This window comes from Candidatus Poribacteria bacterium, assembly GCA_021295715.1.
Lineage (GTDB): Bacteria > Poribacteria > WGA-4E > WGA-4E > WGA-3G > WGA-3G.
The window spans coordinates 1-15886 of record JAGWBV010000070.1 but is presented as its reverse complement, the minus strand read 5'-3'; the positions used below and the strand labels follow the sequence as shown (position 1 = coordinate 15886).

Genomic DNA, 15886 nt, shown 5'->3' with positions numbered 1-15886 from the left:
CCCATCATCACGAAATCAGCACCCATGGCAAGTGCCAAACCGATATGATAATCTTGGAATATACCACCATCCGAGCAAATTGGCACGTAAACACCGGTTTCCTTCAAATACACGTCCCTTTGCTGAGCGACTTCGATGACAGCAGTCGCTTGCCCACGTCCAATTCCTTTCTGTTCCCTTGTGATACAAATAGCACCTCCACCGATACCTACTTTTATAAAATCAGCACCAGCTTCTACCAAATACGTAAACCCATCTCCGTGCACTACATTCCCACCGCCCACTTTCACAGTATCGTTGTACTCATCTTTAATAAATCGAATGGTATCTGATTGCCACTCTGTATACCCTTCAGAAGAATCAACACAAATAATATCGACACCTGCGGCTACGAGTGCTGGTACCCTTTCTTTATAATCTCTTGTATTGATGCCGGCACCGACGACAAGTCTTTTCTGAGAATCTATCGATTCAAGAGGATTTTTCTTATGGTCGTCGTAATCTTTCCTGAAGACCAAGTGGACCAGTTTCCTATTTTCATCAACAATCGGTAGGCAATTTATCTTATGTTTCCAAATGAGGTCATTGGCATCCTCAATAGTAATTCCCTTTCGACCCACAATCAGTTTGGAGAACGGAGTCATCAGTTCGCTGACTTTCGTATTTAAATCCACTCGGCTTAACCTATAATCCTTATCCGTTATCAGTCCAAATAACTCTCCGGCAGACGAACCATCTTCGGTTATAGGGATCGTCGAGTGTCCTGTTTCTTCGGTTAACTTCACGACATCTGCTATCGTGCTATTACACTTCAGATTTGAGTCGCTGACAACGAAACCCGCTTTGTGGTTTTTAACGGCTCGGACCATTGCTGTCTGCTCTTCAATACTTTGAGACCCATAAATAAAGGATATACCGCCCTGTCTCGCCAAGGCAATTGCCAACGTGTGATCCGAAACGGCTTGCATGATTGCCGATGCAAACGGAATATTCACCTCCAGAGACGGTTCTTGTCCCACTTTAAACTTCACCAGAGGGGTTCTCAGGACAACGTTTTCAGGGATGCACTCCTTCGTCGTTAAGTTAGGTAAAAGCAAGTATTCACTGAAAGTTCGGCTTGTTTGAGAAAAAAAATGAGCCATGATTCATTCCTCCTTTCAAAAAACAAAAAAGTGATCCTATAAATTAGAACCTATGCCATAGATACACACATTTCATCAAACATCTGAAAATCTAACCATTTTGAGATTCTTTAGTAGATTTTAGAATTAATGAGACACTTTAAAGAGGCGAGGTTAGAAACCTCGCCAGCGGGGTTGTAGGTTTTCGTAGCTATTGAGATTGCCTCGCAGTGAGAGTTATTTGTAAGTTTTACCATTGATTCGGGTTAACACATAATGACGCCAACTCGGGAATAATAGTGCATAACTCCGAAATTTCATCAATAGCGATGCCTTGCCAGTTTTCGACTTCGGGTCGATGTGGGTCATAGACATCCGTTAAATCAGCGCGTTTTAGTATGGGTAGCATTCCGACCGCTGTGGCACCTGTCAATTCTTGACCACTCCCATCGCCAACGTAGAGACATTCTTGCGGTTGGACCTTCAGCCGCTCGCAGACTATTTCATAGATACGGCGTGCCGGTTTCTTGATCCGTTCTTCACAGGAAAAAACAGGAACATCAATGTATTGAGCCAATGGAGACTGTAAGAAAGCAGATGGGATAGGCGGTCTGCAATTGGTGATAAGTCCTAAAAGTAAGTTGTCGCGCTTCAATGTCCCTAATGACTTCAAAACCTTGGGTTCGATGATGAGTGTACTCTCTGAGAATTCATAATGCAGAGTGGCAGCTTGCTCAATTTGGGACGTATTGACTTTAATACTTAAGCAACGACATATCTCAAGTATATTGTCTTCAACAGCATAATAGCCGTCTGAGGATTTATCATTGATTGTTGCCAGCATGACTTGCTGGAATTTTGGGTATGGAATGTCAAGGATTTTAGCCATTTGAACTTGGACTTGGTCGTACGCTTGACTGCTGAAATTTTCGACTAAAGTTCCAAACAGATCGAATATAACAGCTTTGTAGGGCATTTTTGTTCCTTATGTTTAAGGTTTGGAGGATTTTTTAAGGTAGCAGTGAGCATATTACGATTAACCTATAAACACCAAGCTTCTTCAAATCTTTTTCGGATGCGTCCAGAGAGGTAAGATCGTTAGTAGGTTGGATTGAACGCAGTAAACCCCAACTATGGTAGATTTTAGAATTACCTATACACTCTAACGGCGAGGTTAGGAAACCTCGCCAGCGGTGTCGGCGGGTTTTTGCGTCTATTGAAATGTAAACTTATTTTCATAATTCACCATAACTTCACCGCGGGCTGTAGTAGAAGTTCGGTGCAGTTAGGAAACTGTACCTCCGTAATTGAGCGGAACGATGGGATTCGGAAATCCCATTGGAGCATACTCAATTAATGCCTATGGATAGGCGTGTTGTAAAACTATGAGGGATTTTGGTTCTCATAAGCGGCAATGTCTGCCTCATACTGCAAGGTCCAGCCGATTTCGTCCAGTCCGTTCAGGAGGCAGTACTTCTCAAAATCGCCGATTTCAAAAGTGTGTGCAGTGCCATCAGCGCAGATCACCGACTGCTGGTCCAGGTCTACCATCAATTGGTAGCCTTCAGTGTCATGTGCCTCTTGACTGAGCGAGGCAATAATGTCCGCAGGTAAGGCTATCGGTAGGATGCCGTTTTTGTAGCAATTATTTCGGAAAATGTCAGCAAACGAGGGCGCGAGAATCGCCTTGAAGCCGTATTGTTGGAGTGCCCACGGCGCGTGTTCGCGGGAGCTGCCACAACCGAAGTTTACGCCTGCGATGAGAATACTCGCATCTGCGTAGCGTGGGAGGTTCAATACGAATTCTGGGTTCGGATCGCCATTTTCAAGGTAACGCCAGTCGTTAAAGAGAAATTCACCGAAGCCTGTGCGTTCAATCCGTTTCAGGAATTGCTTCGGGATAATTTGGTCGGTATCAACGTTAATCCGGTCGAGCGGGACAACACGTCCCACATGTTCTTTGAATGCTTCCATGTTTCTGTTTTCTCCTTTTGGTATTCTATGACATTTTTAGGCGAATTTGGGTCTCATACTACCCTTGTATTTCATTTAACACCTCAATCGGTTCCCTTCGTCTCCTTTCAGTTCCATCAAAATCCGCATCGAAACTGATGAGTTGCATCTCATATTTCGTAGCGACAGCATATTGGTATGCATCGTCAAAGTCAAGGTTAAATTTATCGGCTGTTAGATCCAACGTTTTAAGATCTTCGGGAGGCAATGAGAGAACGCCAACTCCATCAACAATTATATCCTCTATGAACGAGTTAAAGAGCGCGAAATTCTTCAATCGATAGAGAATAATACCTATGGAATGAAGAGATAAATCTGTTATGAAGATTGCGCTCAAGTCAACAGTCTGTAAGAATGATTGGACATCGCCCTTTCTGTCTTGTCCCAGCAAGGCTTCAAGAAAAATATTGGTATCCGCGAGGTACACTAATCCCTCCAATCTGACGCCTTTTTCTGAAGTTCGAGGGCAGTGTACTGGTCACGATACGCTTTTAAGCCGCCAATCCACTCCAAGTTCGGTCTTTTTTTCCCTTTTGAACTTTTTTTTGTTCGCAGGAAATCAATGAAATGAATGACTTCTTCTTGGAGTTCGGGCGGAAGCTGCCTAATTTTTTCAATAATGGTAGATTCCATTGTTACCTCCGTATTTACCTTGATAGCGAATATGTTCTTCGTATGCCCTTGGCATCCCGTACAAGTCTGTATTCGGCCTACCCAAACGTCCGGATATCCACAAAACGACCTGTGACTGCAGTCGCGGCCGCCATCTGTGGACTCACCAAGTGCGTGCGTCCGCCTTTGCCCTGTCTACCTTCAAAATTCCGATTTGATGTGCTGGCACAGCGTTGCCCCGGCATTAGAGTATCAGGATTCATACCGAGACACATACTACAACCGGCTTCGCGCCATTCAAAACCGGCGGCACGGAAAATATCGTCAAGCCCTTCCGCCTCCGCTTGGCGTTTGACAGCCTGTGAACCCGGAACGACCATCGCACTGACGGTGTCTGCGACTTTCCTACCCTTTGCGACTTCCGCAGCGGCTCGTAGATCGCTAATACGGGAGTTGGTGCAACTGCCGATGAAAACCCTATCCACGGCAATATCTGTGATGGGTGTGCCGGGTGTGAGATCCATATACGCTAAAGCGTGTTCAGTAGCACTTTTTTCGTCGGGTGTTGTCATGTCTGACGGGTCTGGCACACGTCCTGTTACATCCGTCACCATACCGGGGTTTGTGCCCCACGTCACCTGCGGTGCGATTTCTGCTGCATCGAGTTGCAAGGTCCGATCGTATGTTGCACCTTCATCAGTTGGGAGTTGCTTCCACCCTTCAACTGCCGCATCAAACGCCTCGTCTTTCGGTGCAAAACGTTTGCCAGCAATGTATTCATAAGTGGTATCATCAGGTGCAATCATACCCGCACGTGCCCCCGCCTCAATGGACATATTGCAAACGGTCATCCGTTCCTCAATGCTGAGGGCGCGGATAGCGGAACCTGTGTATTCAACGACGGCACCATTGCCGCCATCAATACCGATATGCCCGATAATAGCGAGAATGATGTCTTTCGCAGTCACGCCATACGGGAGTGTGCCATCAATCCGAATCTCAAAAGTTTCTGATTCCTGTTGCAGAAGGCATTGCGTGGCGAGTACATGCTCAATTTCGCTTGTGCCGATGCCAAAAGCGAGTGCACCGAGTGCACCGTGTGTTGACGTATGGCTGTCCCCGCAGACAATGGTCTTGCCGGGCAATGTGATGCCGAGTTCGGGGCCGATGACATGCACGATCCCTTGCTCAGGACTATCGATGTCGTAGAGCGGAATGTCAAACTCGGTGCAGTTTTGCGCGAGCGTTTCCATCTGCTTTGCGGCAATCAAATCGGTGATGGGTAGCGACCTATCCGTTGTCGGCACATTGTGATCCATCGTGGCGAACGTCAGATCCGGACGACGGACCTTCCGATTGTTGAGCCTTAACCCCTCAAACGCTTGTGGGGATGTGACTTCGTGAACGAGGTGTGTATCGATATAAAGAATCGGGACTTCGTCTGCGGAAGCGCGCACAAGATGCGCTTCCCATATCTTTTCGTACATCGTTTGTGTTTTCATACTTTTTATACTCTTTCAATAAATTAGATCTGAAGTTTCCAAATACGCCGTAAGACTACCAAACAAAGTTACTCAAAAGGTTGCAATGCGCCGTCTTTTACTATCAGTGCCTTCAGGTCATAGATAGCGTCCCCGTTGGCATCAAAAGAGAACTTGCCCAGAACTGTGTCAAGATCTCTGATATTCGCCAGCGCGTCTCGGATTGAAATTGCGTCAGTTGCTTGGGCGTCCTGAATCGCCTCCGCTAAAATATAGACAGCTCTTTTTTATACCCGTCAGCGGTCAGCAGTCGGCTATCAGGGACTGTTATCTTGCCGACTGCTGACGGAAACCGATTGCTGATGGCTCTTATCAAACCCGCATAACAACCGGAAAAATGAGCGGTGACCGTTGCGTCTGTTTCGAGAAAAACCGACGGAGCGCGCCTCGGATCTCGTCTTGGACAGCCTCCGTTTCCTGCTTCTGCTCATCGCTCAGGTTCTCAATGATACTTCGAGTAATTTCTTTCGCTTCTTCTATGAGTTCTTCAGATTTATCCATGTAAACAAACCCGCGCGAAATGATCTCTATCTCTCCAGCATTCAATCCTGTTTTAGAATTACTATCCGTAGAAATATTCTGACTGCTGACTGCTGACTGCTGATTACCAGCACCTATATCGCTGTGCAGGACAATAATCGGAACAACGATGCCATCTTCGGAAAGTTGGATACGGTCGCGTAGGACGATATCCTCAAGTTCAAATTCTGGCTTACCGTCAACGAGGACGCGTCCAGAACGTCCTTCGCGTCCGAAAACCTCACACGTCTCGGAGGTGAGCCGAATCAGTTCACCATCTTCAGCGACTTTTACGTTGTCCCTCGGTATACCCACAGACTCAGCGAGTTCAGCATGCCGCATTAGGTTTTGATATTCGCCGTGCATCGGCATGAAAAACTTAGGCTGTAAAAGATTAAGCATCAACTTTAGATCCTCGCTTGAGCCATGACCTGATACATGAACGTCCGCGTTGCGTTCATGGTATATCTTCGCGCCGCGTCTAAGCAGATGGTTGATGCCATGCCCGATAGCCTTTTCGTTGCCTGGGATAATCCTTGCGGAGATGACGACAGTATCGCCTTGTTCCACCTTTAAAAATGGATGATTGTCAAGTGCCATTAGGGACAAGGCAGAGCGGGGTTCACCTTGGCTGCCGGTGCATAAAATCACTACCTCGTGTGGTTTGAACATCGAGGCATCGCGAGCATCAATGAGATAGTCAGGATTCAGGTTGAGGTAACCCAATTCGGAGGCGATGCGGATATTGTTGAGCAAGGAGCGTCCACTGACAGCAACAAGCCTACGATGTATATTTGCCAAGTCGATGAATTGCTGGATGCGGTGTAGACTCGAAGAAAAGGTACAGAGAAACAACTTCTGCTCAGCTTTCTGAAAAATGTTGTCTATTGTCCCATAGATACTTCGCTCAGAAGGCGTTTGTCCGGGTCGCTCCGCGTTTGTACTGTCGGAAACGAGCAGAAGGACACCTTCTGACCCCAAACGCGCCAGCGTCTGAATATCGCTCAGCTTACCATCAATAGGGGTCATGTCAAACTTGAAATCACCCGTATGAACGATAACGCCGACCGGTGTGCGTAGCGCAATTGAGACGGTATCTGGAATACTGTGTGTTACATGGATGAATTCGGCTGAAAAATCGCCTAATTCGACCGTATCGCCAGGGGCAATCGTATTGAGTTGTGCCTGGCTGAGAACATTGTATTCACGTAATCTCCCGCTTGCAATCGCCAGTGTAAGCGGCGTGCCATAAACCGGCACATCTAACTGCCGTAGGACGTAAAATAAGGCACCGATGTGATCCTCATGTCCGTGGGTTAGAAGAATTCCGCGAACCTTCTCTTTCCGTTCAACCAGATAGTGGATGTCTGGAAAAATCAGATCGACACCGGGCATGTCTGCATTCGGTAGCATGAAACCTGTGTCAACGACGATAATGTCATTTTCGGTCTCATACACCATCATGTTAAGCCCAAATTCGCCTAACCCTCCCAATGGAATAATTGAAACGTTTCCTTCGATCCCTTCAAATTCTAAATCTTCTGTCATATATATTTTTTTAGCCGTCAGCGGTCAGCAATCAGTTCCGTCAGTAACAAGAGGTAACCTTTGTTAAACGAGGGAAACGTCCAAGCAATACACCTCTTAACTGAAAGCCCAGAGCCGACAACCAACAGCCATTCCTACTGATAGCTATTAAACAACGATGTTAATAAGATTACGGTTTGAAACAACGATAACTTTCCGAATCGGTTTTCCTTCAACGAATCGCTGAACCCGTTCATCTGAGAGTGCAGCTTCTTCGATCTCTTTGGCGGTTGCCTCGGCAGGAAGTTCAAGCCGGTTGCGAAGTTTTCCATTGACTTGCGCAATGATGGTTACTGTTGCACTCGTGAGTACTGATTCGTCGTATGTGGGCCACTGTGAATGCGCGATGAAGCCTGTTTCATCGAGACGATGCCACAACTCCTGCGCAATATGCGGGGCATAAGGCGAGAGCAGATGTAGGAACACCTTCAATATCTCAGTGGGTAGCGTTTTCGTCTGTGTAGCGGCGTTAACAAAGATCATCATTTGGCTAATTGCCGTATTCATCTTGTCGATGGATTCTGTGTCTTCCGTCACCTGATTGATGGTCTTATGGAGTTCCCGCCACAGTTCAGGTTCCGTCGTGCCAGCAGCGTCGGTTAACTTCTCGCTGAGTTCACCGCTGTCCTCATCAATAATGAGCCGCCAGACACGTTGAAGGAATCGGTAAACACCCTCTACGCCGGCATCTTGCCACGGCGTGCTCGCTGTGACAGGTCCGATAAACAGGAGATAGAGCCGAAGGGCATCCGCGCCGTAATTGTCGATAACATCGTTTGGGTTGATAACGTTAAAACGCGACTTGGACATCTTCTCCATTTGCACATGAAGTGGCACACCAGATGTTTTCGCTACGGATTTTCCGTCATTCTGCTCAACTTGATGTGGATAGTAATATTTCCCCGCATCGTCCTGATACGATTCCGCGAGGATTGTCCCTTGATTCACCAAGCCGTGGAACGGTTCTTTCGTGGAGACCAATCCACAATCGTACAGGACCTTATGCCAAAATCGGGCGTAGAGTAGATGCAAAACGGCATGCTCTGCCCCACCCATGTAGAGATCTACAGGCATCCAGTAGCGTTCAAGTTCAGTATCAAACGCTGCCTCGGTGTTGTGTGCATCGAGGAACCGTAGATAATACCAACAAGAACCTGCCCATTGCGGCATGATGTTCGTTTCGCGTGTCGCTGTTTGGCCATCAGGGAGTATCATTTTCAACCAGTTTGCGTCTGCACGGGCGAGTGGCGGTTTGCCATCCTCTGTCGGCTTATAGTCATCAATAGGCGGCAGTTCAACTGGCAATTCCTCATCTGGTAGTTCGACAATGGTCCCGTCCTCAAGATGTGCCAGTGGGAAGGGTTCACCCCAATAGCGTTGCCGTGAGAAAAGCCAGTCTCGTAAACGATATTGAACTTGGCGCGCTCCCCTGTTCTCACTTTCAAGCCATGCGATCATCCTCTCCTTCGCCTCAGGGACCTGTAACCCGTTTAGGAAATCGGAATTGACGCAAACACCGTCTCCTTCAAAAGGTGCTTCTTCAATTGGTTTTTCGCCGCCTTTGATGACTTCAAGGATAGGGATACCGAAAGCTGAAGCGAATTCATGGTCACGTTCATCGTGTCCGGGAACAGCCATGATGGCACCTGTGCCGTATGTCATCAGGACGTAATCTGCGACCCAGATCGGGATAGGCGCGTCGTTGCATGGGTTGATCGCGTAGGTACCCGTGAAAACACCTGTCTTTTCTGTGGCGAGGTCTGTCCGTTGGAGATCGGATTTGTTAACCGCTTCTTTAACATAAGCATCAACTTGGGAAACGGCATCGGGGTGCGTTATCTCGGAGACGAGTGGATGTTCAGGTGCGAGCACGCAATAGGTGGCACCGAAGAGTGTATCTGGACGCGTCGTGAAAACAGTGAACGTCTGATCGTAGTCTTTAATGTCAAAGGTGATATCTGCCCCCTCTGATTTACCGATCCAGTGCCGTTGCATTTCCTTGAGACCCTCGGGCCAGTCCAGTAAGTCCAGATCTTCCAGTAACCGTTCTGCATAGGCGGTGATTTTGAGCATCCATTGGTGCATCAAACGGCGTTCGACCGGATCTTCCGTTTCAACGTATTTACCGTCTTTTACCTCTTCATTTGAGAGAACGGTGCCTAATGCTGGACACCAGTTGACGGGTACGTTGTCAAGATACGCCAACCCTTTTTCATAAAGGCGGAGAAAAATCCATTGCGTCCATCTGTAGTATTCGGGGAGGGAGGTGTCAATTTTACGGGACCAGTCATAAGAGAGACCGATGCGCTGGATCTGTTGTTGAAAAGTTTCAGTGTTCCGCTTTGTAATGTGTGCCGGATGTTCATTTTCACGGACTGCCGTGCGTTCCGTCGGAAGTCCGAAGGCATCCCAGCCCATTGGGTGCATCACATGATAGCCCTGCATCCGCTTGAAATTCGCGAGCACATCGGTCGGCACGTAATTTTTCGCGTGCCCCATGTGAAGACCAGCACCTGAGGTATACGGGAACATTCCAAGCACATAGAACTTCGGTTTCTTTACCAAGGTCTCAATATCGTTTGGAACTTTGAATGCTTCTTTTTCTCGCCATGCGGCTTGCCAATAGGGTTCTATTTCTGCCGGGGCGTACGGATGGTTCTCCATTTCGCGTTCGTCTCCTTTTTCGTCCTGTTCATAGTGGCTTTACAAGAATAAATTTTAACACATTTCGGTTGTATTGTCAAGCAGGCTTTTCTCAGACACAGAACCGTTCAGTTTTCGATTTTATAGGAGATCAAGGTCAGGATCATTCCTACAGGCGCACTGAATAATTGAGGGTTTGCCATAATCTTTTGATAAAAAATAAAAAATATTGTAAAATTCTTATGTTATACTTTATTGTGTAGGTGAAAAATCAACCACCGTCTACAATACAAAAACAATAATTCCCGCGCTGACGCTTAGCGGATAAGGAACAATTCATGAAGAATAGGTTATCTCGACGACAATTTCTACGTTATGGCACACTCTTGGCTGCCTCTACGGCAGTCAGTCTCGGATTTTTAGGGTGTAGCCGAGCCTTGATTCAAAATGTCCCGGGCTTCAGACCTGAACCGCCCTTTGAGTTTGCACCGAGTCCAAATCGTCTCCTTGACCTCCCCGAAGGATTCACCGCCCACGCCTTTTCGAGAACAGGTGAAATCATGGACGACGGACTGTGGGTGCCGGGTGGACACGATGGTATGGCGGCTTATCCAGCTCCTAACGGCAAGACGCTCCTCGTCCGAAATCACGAATTGACCGCCACATCCAAAAACGTCGGACCTTTCGGATGGAATAATGAAAAATTGGAACGTGCCGCCATAGGCAATTTATACGACGCTGGATCCGGTGAATTACCTTGCATCGGTGGGACGACGACACTCGTCTATGACACGCGAACACAAACGATGGAGAAACACTTTCTCAGTCTAATCGGGACGATCCGGAATTGTGCTGGCGGTTTAACCCCTTGGAATACATGGATAACCTGTGAAGAAACCATGCAGAAGGCAGAGGAAACATACGAGGTGGACCATGGGTACAATTTTGAAGTGCCTGTCTCCGCTGACATAGAATTGGCGGATCCGATTCCATTGAAGGCAATGGGACGTTTCAATCATGAGGCAGTCGCTGTTGATCCCAAAACTGGGATTGTCTATCAAACGGAAGACAGAGGCGATAGTTTAATCTATCGGTTTATCCCAGAAACGCAGGGTGAACTCGCGGCGGGTGGCAAACTTCAGGCACTGAAAATTCGAGATATGAAGCGCGCAGATACCCGAAACTGGCGTAGCCGAATGCAGAAGATTCTTCCGTGGACCTACGACCCGATTCCAGTCGGAGAAGCATTCGCAGTCGAATGGGTGGACATTGAGAACGTGGAATCGCCGGACGACGACCTCCGCATACAAGGTGCTGAAGGTAAAGACGCGGCGAAGTTCGCACGCGGCGAAGGCATTTGGTACGGCAGTAATCAAGAACACGGAGAATTTTATATTGCCTGCACGAACGGCGGTATTGCGTACAAAGGGCAAATATGGAAATACATGCCGAGCCCTCATGAAGGCACAAGCCGCGAGGAACAGGAACCCGGCACGATTCAACTTTTTGTTGAGCCAAACGACAGGAATCTCATGGAAAACGCCGATAACCTGACTGTCACGCCCTGGGGCGATCTGATTATCTGTGAAGACGGACCAGAAGAGGAATATCTAATTGGGATAACACCTGAAGGACATCTCTATAGGTTTGCCCGAAACGCCGGTAATATGTCCGAACTCGCAGGTGCGACATTCTCACCTGATGGCACGACGCTCTTTGTAAATATTCAGAGTCATGGAATTACGTTGGCAATCACCGGTCCTTGGCACGAAATTCGACAGCGCCCTCTGGCATAACGCGAACGCGCCTGTCTTTGTATGTTTCATTCAAACCGAAAAAAATGCGAACCCTCCAGTTGTTAGCTATTTTCATTGCGATGTCCGTATCTACTATCTTGCCGAACTCCGAGGGGGATTCGGACAGATTCACCTTCGTCCGTCTCAGATATGGTGGTCAACTCACGAGACGCAGTAGTTGGCGAGTGGATTGGCCCGCCTCCGACCGGAATTTTATCTGGCAACTCATCAAACAGACGAATATTGATGCTGACCCGCGTGAAAAGATTATTGAGGTAGGCGCGGCGGAGTTGTTTGAATATCCATTTGCTTACATGTTGGAGGTTGGAAGCCTCAGATTAAACTATAAAGAGGCAAAGAACCTACGCGAATATCTCTTACGCGGCGGTTTTATTTTTATCGACGATTTCCACGGGGAACGTGAATGGGAACGGTTTTACACGGAATTCAAGAAGATTTTCCCAGAACGGGAACCTGTAGACATTCCTATATCCCATCCGATCTTCCGATGCTTCTTCAAAATTGAAAAACTCGTTCAGATTCCAGGGCTCCGCTCACTTTTCAGTGGACGCACCTATGAAAGATACGATGGTTATCCTGCGTACTGCCGCGGTGTTTATGACGATAATGGACGGCTTATGATGATGATCAACTTCAATACTGACCTTGGAGACGCGTGGGAGCATGCCGCCGAGGATTTCTATCCACGCGAGTATTCAAATACTGCATTGCAGATGGGCATCAACGCCGTTGTCTATGCCCTCACGCATTAACGCGTCAGGATCGTAGGGTGCGGATATTTGATAAAAATCTTTTGGATATGTTATAATGAACGCATTACAAACTTTGAATGGGTAGTAAGCTTTAATACCCGCAAAATGGAGAAGCATGTATGCTCAGTCGTAAACAGAAATTAGAATTTTATGAAAACGGCTATATCTCTATCCCCGGTGTTGTGCCGCAACTGATGATAGACGCGGCGCGGCAGGCAATTAATCACTCTATCGGTGCTGTTGGTATGAATGAAGGAGACTTAGAGCGTTACCGAGCACAATCCTATTGCGACGAAATCCGCAACGCGCCAGCAATCGTAGATCTCTTCAGTAAAACGCCTATCCTCAAACTTTCGGAGTCATTGATGGGGGAAGGGAACCTTCAAGTTCCGACTTCAGGACAGATAGCGTTACGTTTCCCAGGTCCGTTGCACCATGATCCAAATGAACCGAGCGGACATCTTGACGGGTTGGGGAGCGGCAAAAATGGAATGGCAAAAGGGGTATATCGGCGTGGGTTTACCGCTCTCGCTGTGATTTATCTCGCGGATGTCCCCCAACCGTATAGCGGGAACTTCACCGTTTGGCCCAAATCCCACAGTTTCTTTGCCGAGTATTTCAAAAAAGAAGGACATGAGATTCTCGCTGACGGGATGCCGAGACCCGAACTACCGGAGGGACCCAAACAGATAGTCGGAAACGCGGGAGATGTCGTCCTGACACATCATCAGCTCGTTCACACGGCGGCACCAAACGCCGCAGCTGATATCCGTTATGCTGTCATTTTCCGACTGCGGCACGTTGACTGTGAGAAAAACGGGTATGATGCCTACACCAATATCTGGAATGAGTGGCCCGGTATTCAAGAAGCAATCGCTGCACCTGATGCCTAAGCCAGTGTTGGAAAGGATAAAAAAATGGGCGGCACTCTGAGGCCGCCCGTTAACTTTCTACTGCTACCGATTCTATCGGATGTCTTTAATGTCACCCCAAGTTGTACTCAACTTGGCCTTGGGATCGACCGCAAACGGATTTTCAGGTCCATTGGCAAGGTGTTCAACCTCTTTCTCAGAGAGTGAACGGTGGAACAACATAAACTCATCTAAAATCCCGCCATACGCCCATGTCGGTCCTGTAGCTGCGTCAAACGCGCCTGCTTCTGAGCCAATCCCGATGAATCCGAACCGCGACAGTCCTGCACCAATGACCTTAGCCGGGGCATCTTCTTCTTCATCTAATTTCCCATCAACGTATATCCGTTTCACTTTACCATCGAACGTTGCAACGAGATGATGCCATTTGTTATCCGCGACATCCGTCTTCCCAAACCAGTCATGGCAGCACGGACAACAGGTGTCAAAAGCAACAAAAGTTGTGCCGTTGTTGCCGCCTACGTCATCACCTACAGCAAAACGGAAGAATTCGCTCCGATCCCATGACGCAATCATGCCTCTCTGTTCCGCCTTAACCCATGCAGCGAGGCTAATCTCTTCAATCGGATCAGCATAATGGTGTTCCCGAACTGAAATATAATCTGTCGCAACCCCGGGAAACTCCATTCCTTCTCCCACCTTGCCTTTCACCGATTTTATATCGCTGCCTTTGATAAGTCCGTCATTTTTATTACCGGATACATCGACGACATCATCACCCTTGAGAGTGTCTTTGTTGAAACTGTAGTAGATGATGAGATCATCCTCTTTGACCGATTGGGCATTAGCCATCAGCACCGGTCCCATTAAAATTAACACTGACATCACTAATCTGAACGTAAGAGCAGTTTTCATTGAAAATCTCCTTTTACAACACGCACATGGCATCAGTATCATCTTTAAAAGCGTTCATATTTCAAGAGAACAAAAAAATCCTCTTTGGAACATGACTTACAAACCACGATTACAGTATACAAAAATTGTCAGAAAAAAACAAGCACTATTTAATGGCAACGGTGACCCTGGTAACATTCGCCCGCTCTGCCAATTTGAAGATTTCCAGATAGGCAGGCATCGGTTTCTTCAGGAACTCTTTTGTATGTGTCCAATATGGTACCGCAACGGTTGGCGTCTGTAATTTCTCCTGCAATTTAGGAATACCCACCCACACCTAACAGCATCCGTTCTTCCCGGTCTGCATCTTTAAGGAAGGCACGGGTTAACCCGTCTTCGGGTTGTGCCCCCCCATGTGGCGACTTCCGTAGCCAGGTCGGCGTATAACTTAAGATTAACATTCTCCGCTTGGCTTTGAGCGTTGGTAAGCCTCGGTGCCAAAGATTGCCGTGGATCAGGACACCTCCACCGGCTTTCACTCGAAGTTCGACTTCACCTTCTACGGATTCGTAACTATTTGGTGTTGCCTTGTCTAACCAGTCATGTGACCCTGGAACAACGGCGACCGCGCCGGTATCCTCGTTCAAATCATCGAGATAGATGAGGCAATCGATGCAGTGTGGACGTGAAAACCACGGCGGCAACGGGTTCGATACGACACGTAGATGTTGGTGCCACGGTGTTTGATGCTCGCGGTCATCACCCGGATAAGTGATACGGGCACTTAGACCACGCAACCGAACCAGCGGTCCCATCATCGCACGGGCAATTGATAAAGTTGGTTGGAATTTCAGGAGTTCTAAGAACGTTTCATCTTTATCCATCAGATGACGGGGAATAAAGCCCCACCCCCGTTTACCTGCCATTGCACTGTCCCGCTTTTTCCATTCGCGTTCCTCCAAGCCATCCAGAGCATCTCTCAATTTTTGGAGTGCATCTCCCTGAAAGAGTCCTTCACGAACGAGATAACCCATTGCGGCGAACGTCTGCAATTCTTCGGGGTTCGCGTGCACCTCAATTTCCCAATGTTGTCCAGTTTCCGCATTTGGATTGTGGTCGTTTAGTACTTCGTACTCGAGTTTATGTCGTTCCATATTTCCCTCGATTGATTCTACAGTGATACCACCCAACGCCTAAAGGCGTGGGAAACCTCGGTTTCATAGCAACTGCGGTTTTCTCAATGAGTCCACCGTCTGACTGTCGCTCCACCCGCAGGCTATTATTCCGTCTCCGCCACACTCACGAAGGTGTGATCGAACGGACCTGATCGCGCATTATTACGCGGGTACCCCAGCCTGCAAAATGTTGACAGCAGCGTTGAGGTCCCTATCGTGGTGTGAAACACATTCAGGGCATATCCACTGCCTATCTGAAAGCGTTAGATTTTCGTTGGGATGTCCACAAGCCGAACACGGCTTTGTCGTAGGCGTCCAGCGACCTGCTTTCAACAATGTT

Annotated in this window: 13 protein-coding genes and 1 pseudogene (1 of these 14 cut by a window edge); 3 read left to right on the top strand and 11 right to left on the bottom strand. The window is 47.8% G+C overall.

Translation table 11 applies throughout. The features are described 5' to 3' along the window. From J4G07_16650 to leuS, 8 genes and pseudogenes are all read right to left on the bottom strand, one after another. Window positions 1-1142, bottom strand: a pseudogene (locus J4G07_16650) (IMP dehydrogenase); it reaches 330 nt to the left of the window's first position. Window positions 1143-1371: 229 nt separating this feature from the next. Further along, a complete protein-coding gene (locus tag J4G07_16645) occupies window positions 1372-2097 on the bottom strand; it encodes an HAD family hydrolase (GenBank protein MCE2415616.1) in 726 nt (241 codons plus the stop codon). 407 nt (window positions 2098-2504) lie between these two features. After that, on the bottom strand, window positions 2505-3095 hold the full coding sequence (gene leuD, locus J4G07_16640; GenBank protein ID MCE2415615.1) for a 3-isopropylmalate dehydratase small subunit: 591 nt from the start codon (window positions 3093-3095) through the stop codon (window positions 2505-2507). A gap of 58 nt (window positions 3096-3153) precedes the next feature. After that, window positions 3154-3573, bottom strand: a complete 420-nt coding sequence (locus J4G07_16635; protein MCE2415614.1) for a type II toxin-antitoxin system VapC family toxin — start codon at window positions 3571-3573, stop codon at window positions 3154-3156. After that, window positions 3561-3767, bottom strand: coding sequence for a DUF2281 domain-containing protein (locus J4G07_16630; protein ID MCE2415613.1), 207 nt, complete (start codon window positions 3765-3767; stop codon window positions 3561-3563). Before J4G07_16630 ends, J4G07_16635 begins: the two co-directional genes overlap by 13 nt. A gap of 77 nt (window positions 3768-3844) precedes the next feature. After that, window positions 3845-5248 (bottom strand): 3-isopropylmalate dehydratase large subunit, encoded by a 1404-nt coding sequence (gene leuC / locus J4G07_16625; protein ID MCE2415612.1) that lies wholly within the window; start codon window positions 5246-5248, stop codon window positions 3845-3847. Window positions 5249-5599: 351 nt separating this feature from the next. Then, window positions 5600-7354 (bottom strand): ribonuclease J, encoded by a 1755-nt coding sequence (locus tag J4G07_16620; GenBank protein ID MCE2415611.1) that lies wholly within the window; start codon window positions 7352-7354, stop codon window positions 5600-5602. Window positions 7355-7501: 147 nt separating this feature from the next. Beyond that, window positions 7502-10057: a leucine--tRNA ligase gene (gene leuS / locus J4G07_16615; protein ID MCE2415610.1), complete on the bottom strand. Its 2556-nt coding sequence runs from the start codon at window positions 10055-10057 to the stop codon at window positions 7502-7504. A 317-nt stretch (window positions 10058-10374) separates the two neighbouring features. On the opposite strand from leuS, the gene J4G07_16610 reads away from it, so the two are divergent. From J4G07_16610 to J4G07_16600, 3 genes are all read left to right on the top strand, one after another. Next, the gene (locus tag J4G07_16610; protein MCE2415609.1) at window positions 10375-11832 is read left to right on the top strand and encodes a DUF839 domain-containing protein; all 1458 of its coding nucleotides are present in this window, start codon (window positions 10375-10377) and stop codon (window positions 11830-11832) included. Window positions 11833-11876: 44 nt separating this feature from the next. Continuing rightward, entirely contained in the window at window positions 11877-12605 is a 729-nt protein-coding gene (locus tag J4G07_16605) for a DUF4159 domain-containing protein (GenBank protein ID MCE2415608.1), read from the top strand. A 119-nt stretch (window positions 12606-12724) separates the two neighbouring features. Next, the gene (locus J4G07_16600) at window positions 12725-13498 is read left to right on the top strand and encodes a hypothetical protein (protein ID MCE2415607.1); all 774 of its coding nucleotides are present in this window, start codon (window positions 12725-12727) and stop codon (window positions 13496-13498) included. Between the two features lie 72 nt (window positions 13499-13570). Here J4G07_16600 and J4G07_16595 read toward each other — a convergent pair whose 3' ends face one another. From J4G07_16595 to J4G07_16585, 3 genes are all read right to left on the bottom strand, one after another. After that, window positions 13571-14392 carry a LamG domain-containing protein gene (locus J4G07_16595; GenBank protein MCE2415606.1) on the bottom strand — a complete coding sequence of 274 codons (822 nt, stop codon included), beginning with the start codon at window positions 14390-14392 and terminating at the stop codon, window positions 13571-13573. Window positions 14393-14688: 296 nt separating this feature from the next. Beyond that, complete coding sequence (locus J4G07_16590) at window positions 14689-15525, bottom strand: phytanoyl-CoA dioxygenase family protein (protein ID MCE2415605.1); 837 nt, start codon at window positions 15523-15525, stop codon at window positions 14689-14691. Window positions 15526-15708: 183 nt separating this feature from the next. Continuing rightward, window positions 15709-15882 carry a transposase gene (locus J4G07_16585; protein MCE2415604.1) on the bottom strand — a complete coding sequence of 58 codons (174 nt, stop codon included), beginning with the start codon at window positions 15880-15882 and terminating at the stop codon, window positions 15709-15711. Window positions 15883-15886 lie beyond the last annotated feature (4 nt).

Bases quoted from the DNA above. Each gene is read 5' to 3' on its own strand.
- leuC (MCE2415612.1), bottom strand. From the start codon at position 5,248: ATGAAAACACAAACGATGTACGAAAAGATATGGGAAGCGCATCTTGTG.
- J4G07_16630 (MCE2415613.1), bottom strand. From the start codon at position 3,767: ATGGAATCTACCATTATTGAAAAAATTAGGCAGCTTCCGCCCGAACTC.
- J4G07_16600 (MCE2415607.1), top strand. From the start codon at position 12,725: ATGCTCAGTCGTAAACAGAAATTAGAATTTTATGAAAACGGCTATATC.
- leuS (MCE2415610.1), bottom strand. From the start codon at position 10,057: ATGGAGAACCATCCGTACGCCCCGGCAGAAATAGAACCCTATTGGCAA.
- J4G07_16590 (MCE2415605.1), bottom strand. From the start codon at position 15,525: ATGGAACGACATAAACTCGAGTACGAAGTACTAAACGACCACAATCCA.
- J4G07_16645 (MCE2415616.1), bottom strand. From the start codon at position 2,097: ATGCCCTACAAAGCTGTTATATTCGATCTGTTTGGAACTTTAGTCGAA.
- J4G07_16610 (MCE2415609.1), top strand. From the start codon at position 10,375: ATGAAGAATAGGTTATCTCGACGACAATTTCTACGTTATGGCACACTC.
- J4G07_16620 (MCE2415611.1), bottom strand. From the start codon at position 7,354: ATGACAGAAGATTTAGAATTTGAAGGGATCGAAGGAAACGTTTCAATT.
- J4G07_16605 (MCE2415608.1), top strand. From the start codon at position 11,877: ATGCGAACCCTCCAGTTGTTAGCTATTTTCATTGCGATGTCCGTATCT.
- J4G07_16595 (MCE2415606.1), bottom strand. From the start codon at position 14,392: ATGAAAACTGCTCTTACGTTCAGATTAGTGATGTCAGTGTTAATTTTA.
- leuD (MCE2415615.1), bottom strand. From the start codon at position 3,095: ATGGAAGCATTCAAAGAACATGTGGGACGTGTTGTCCCGCTCGACCGG.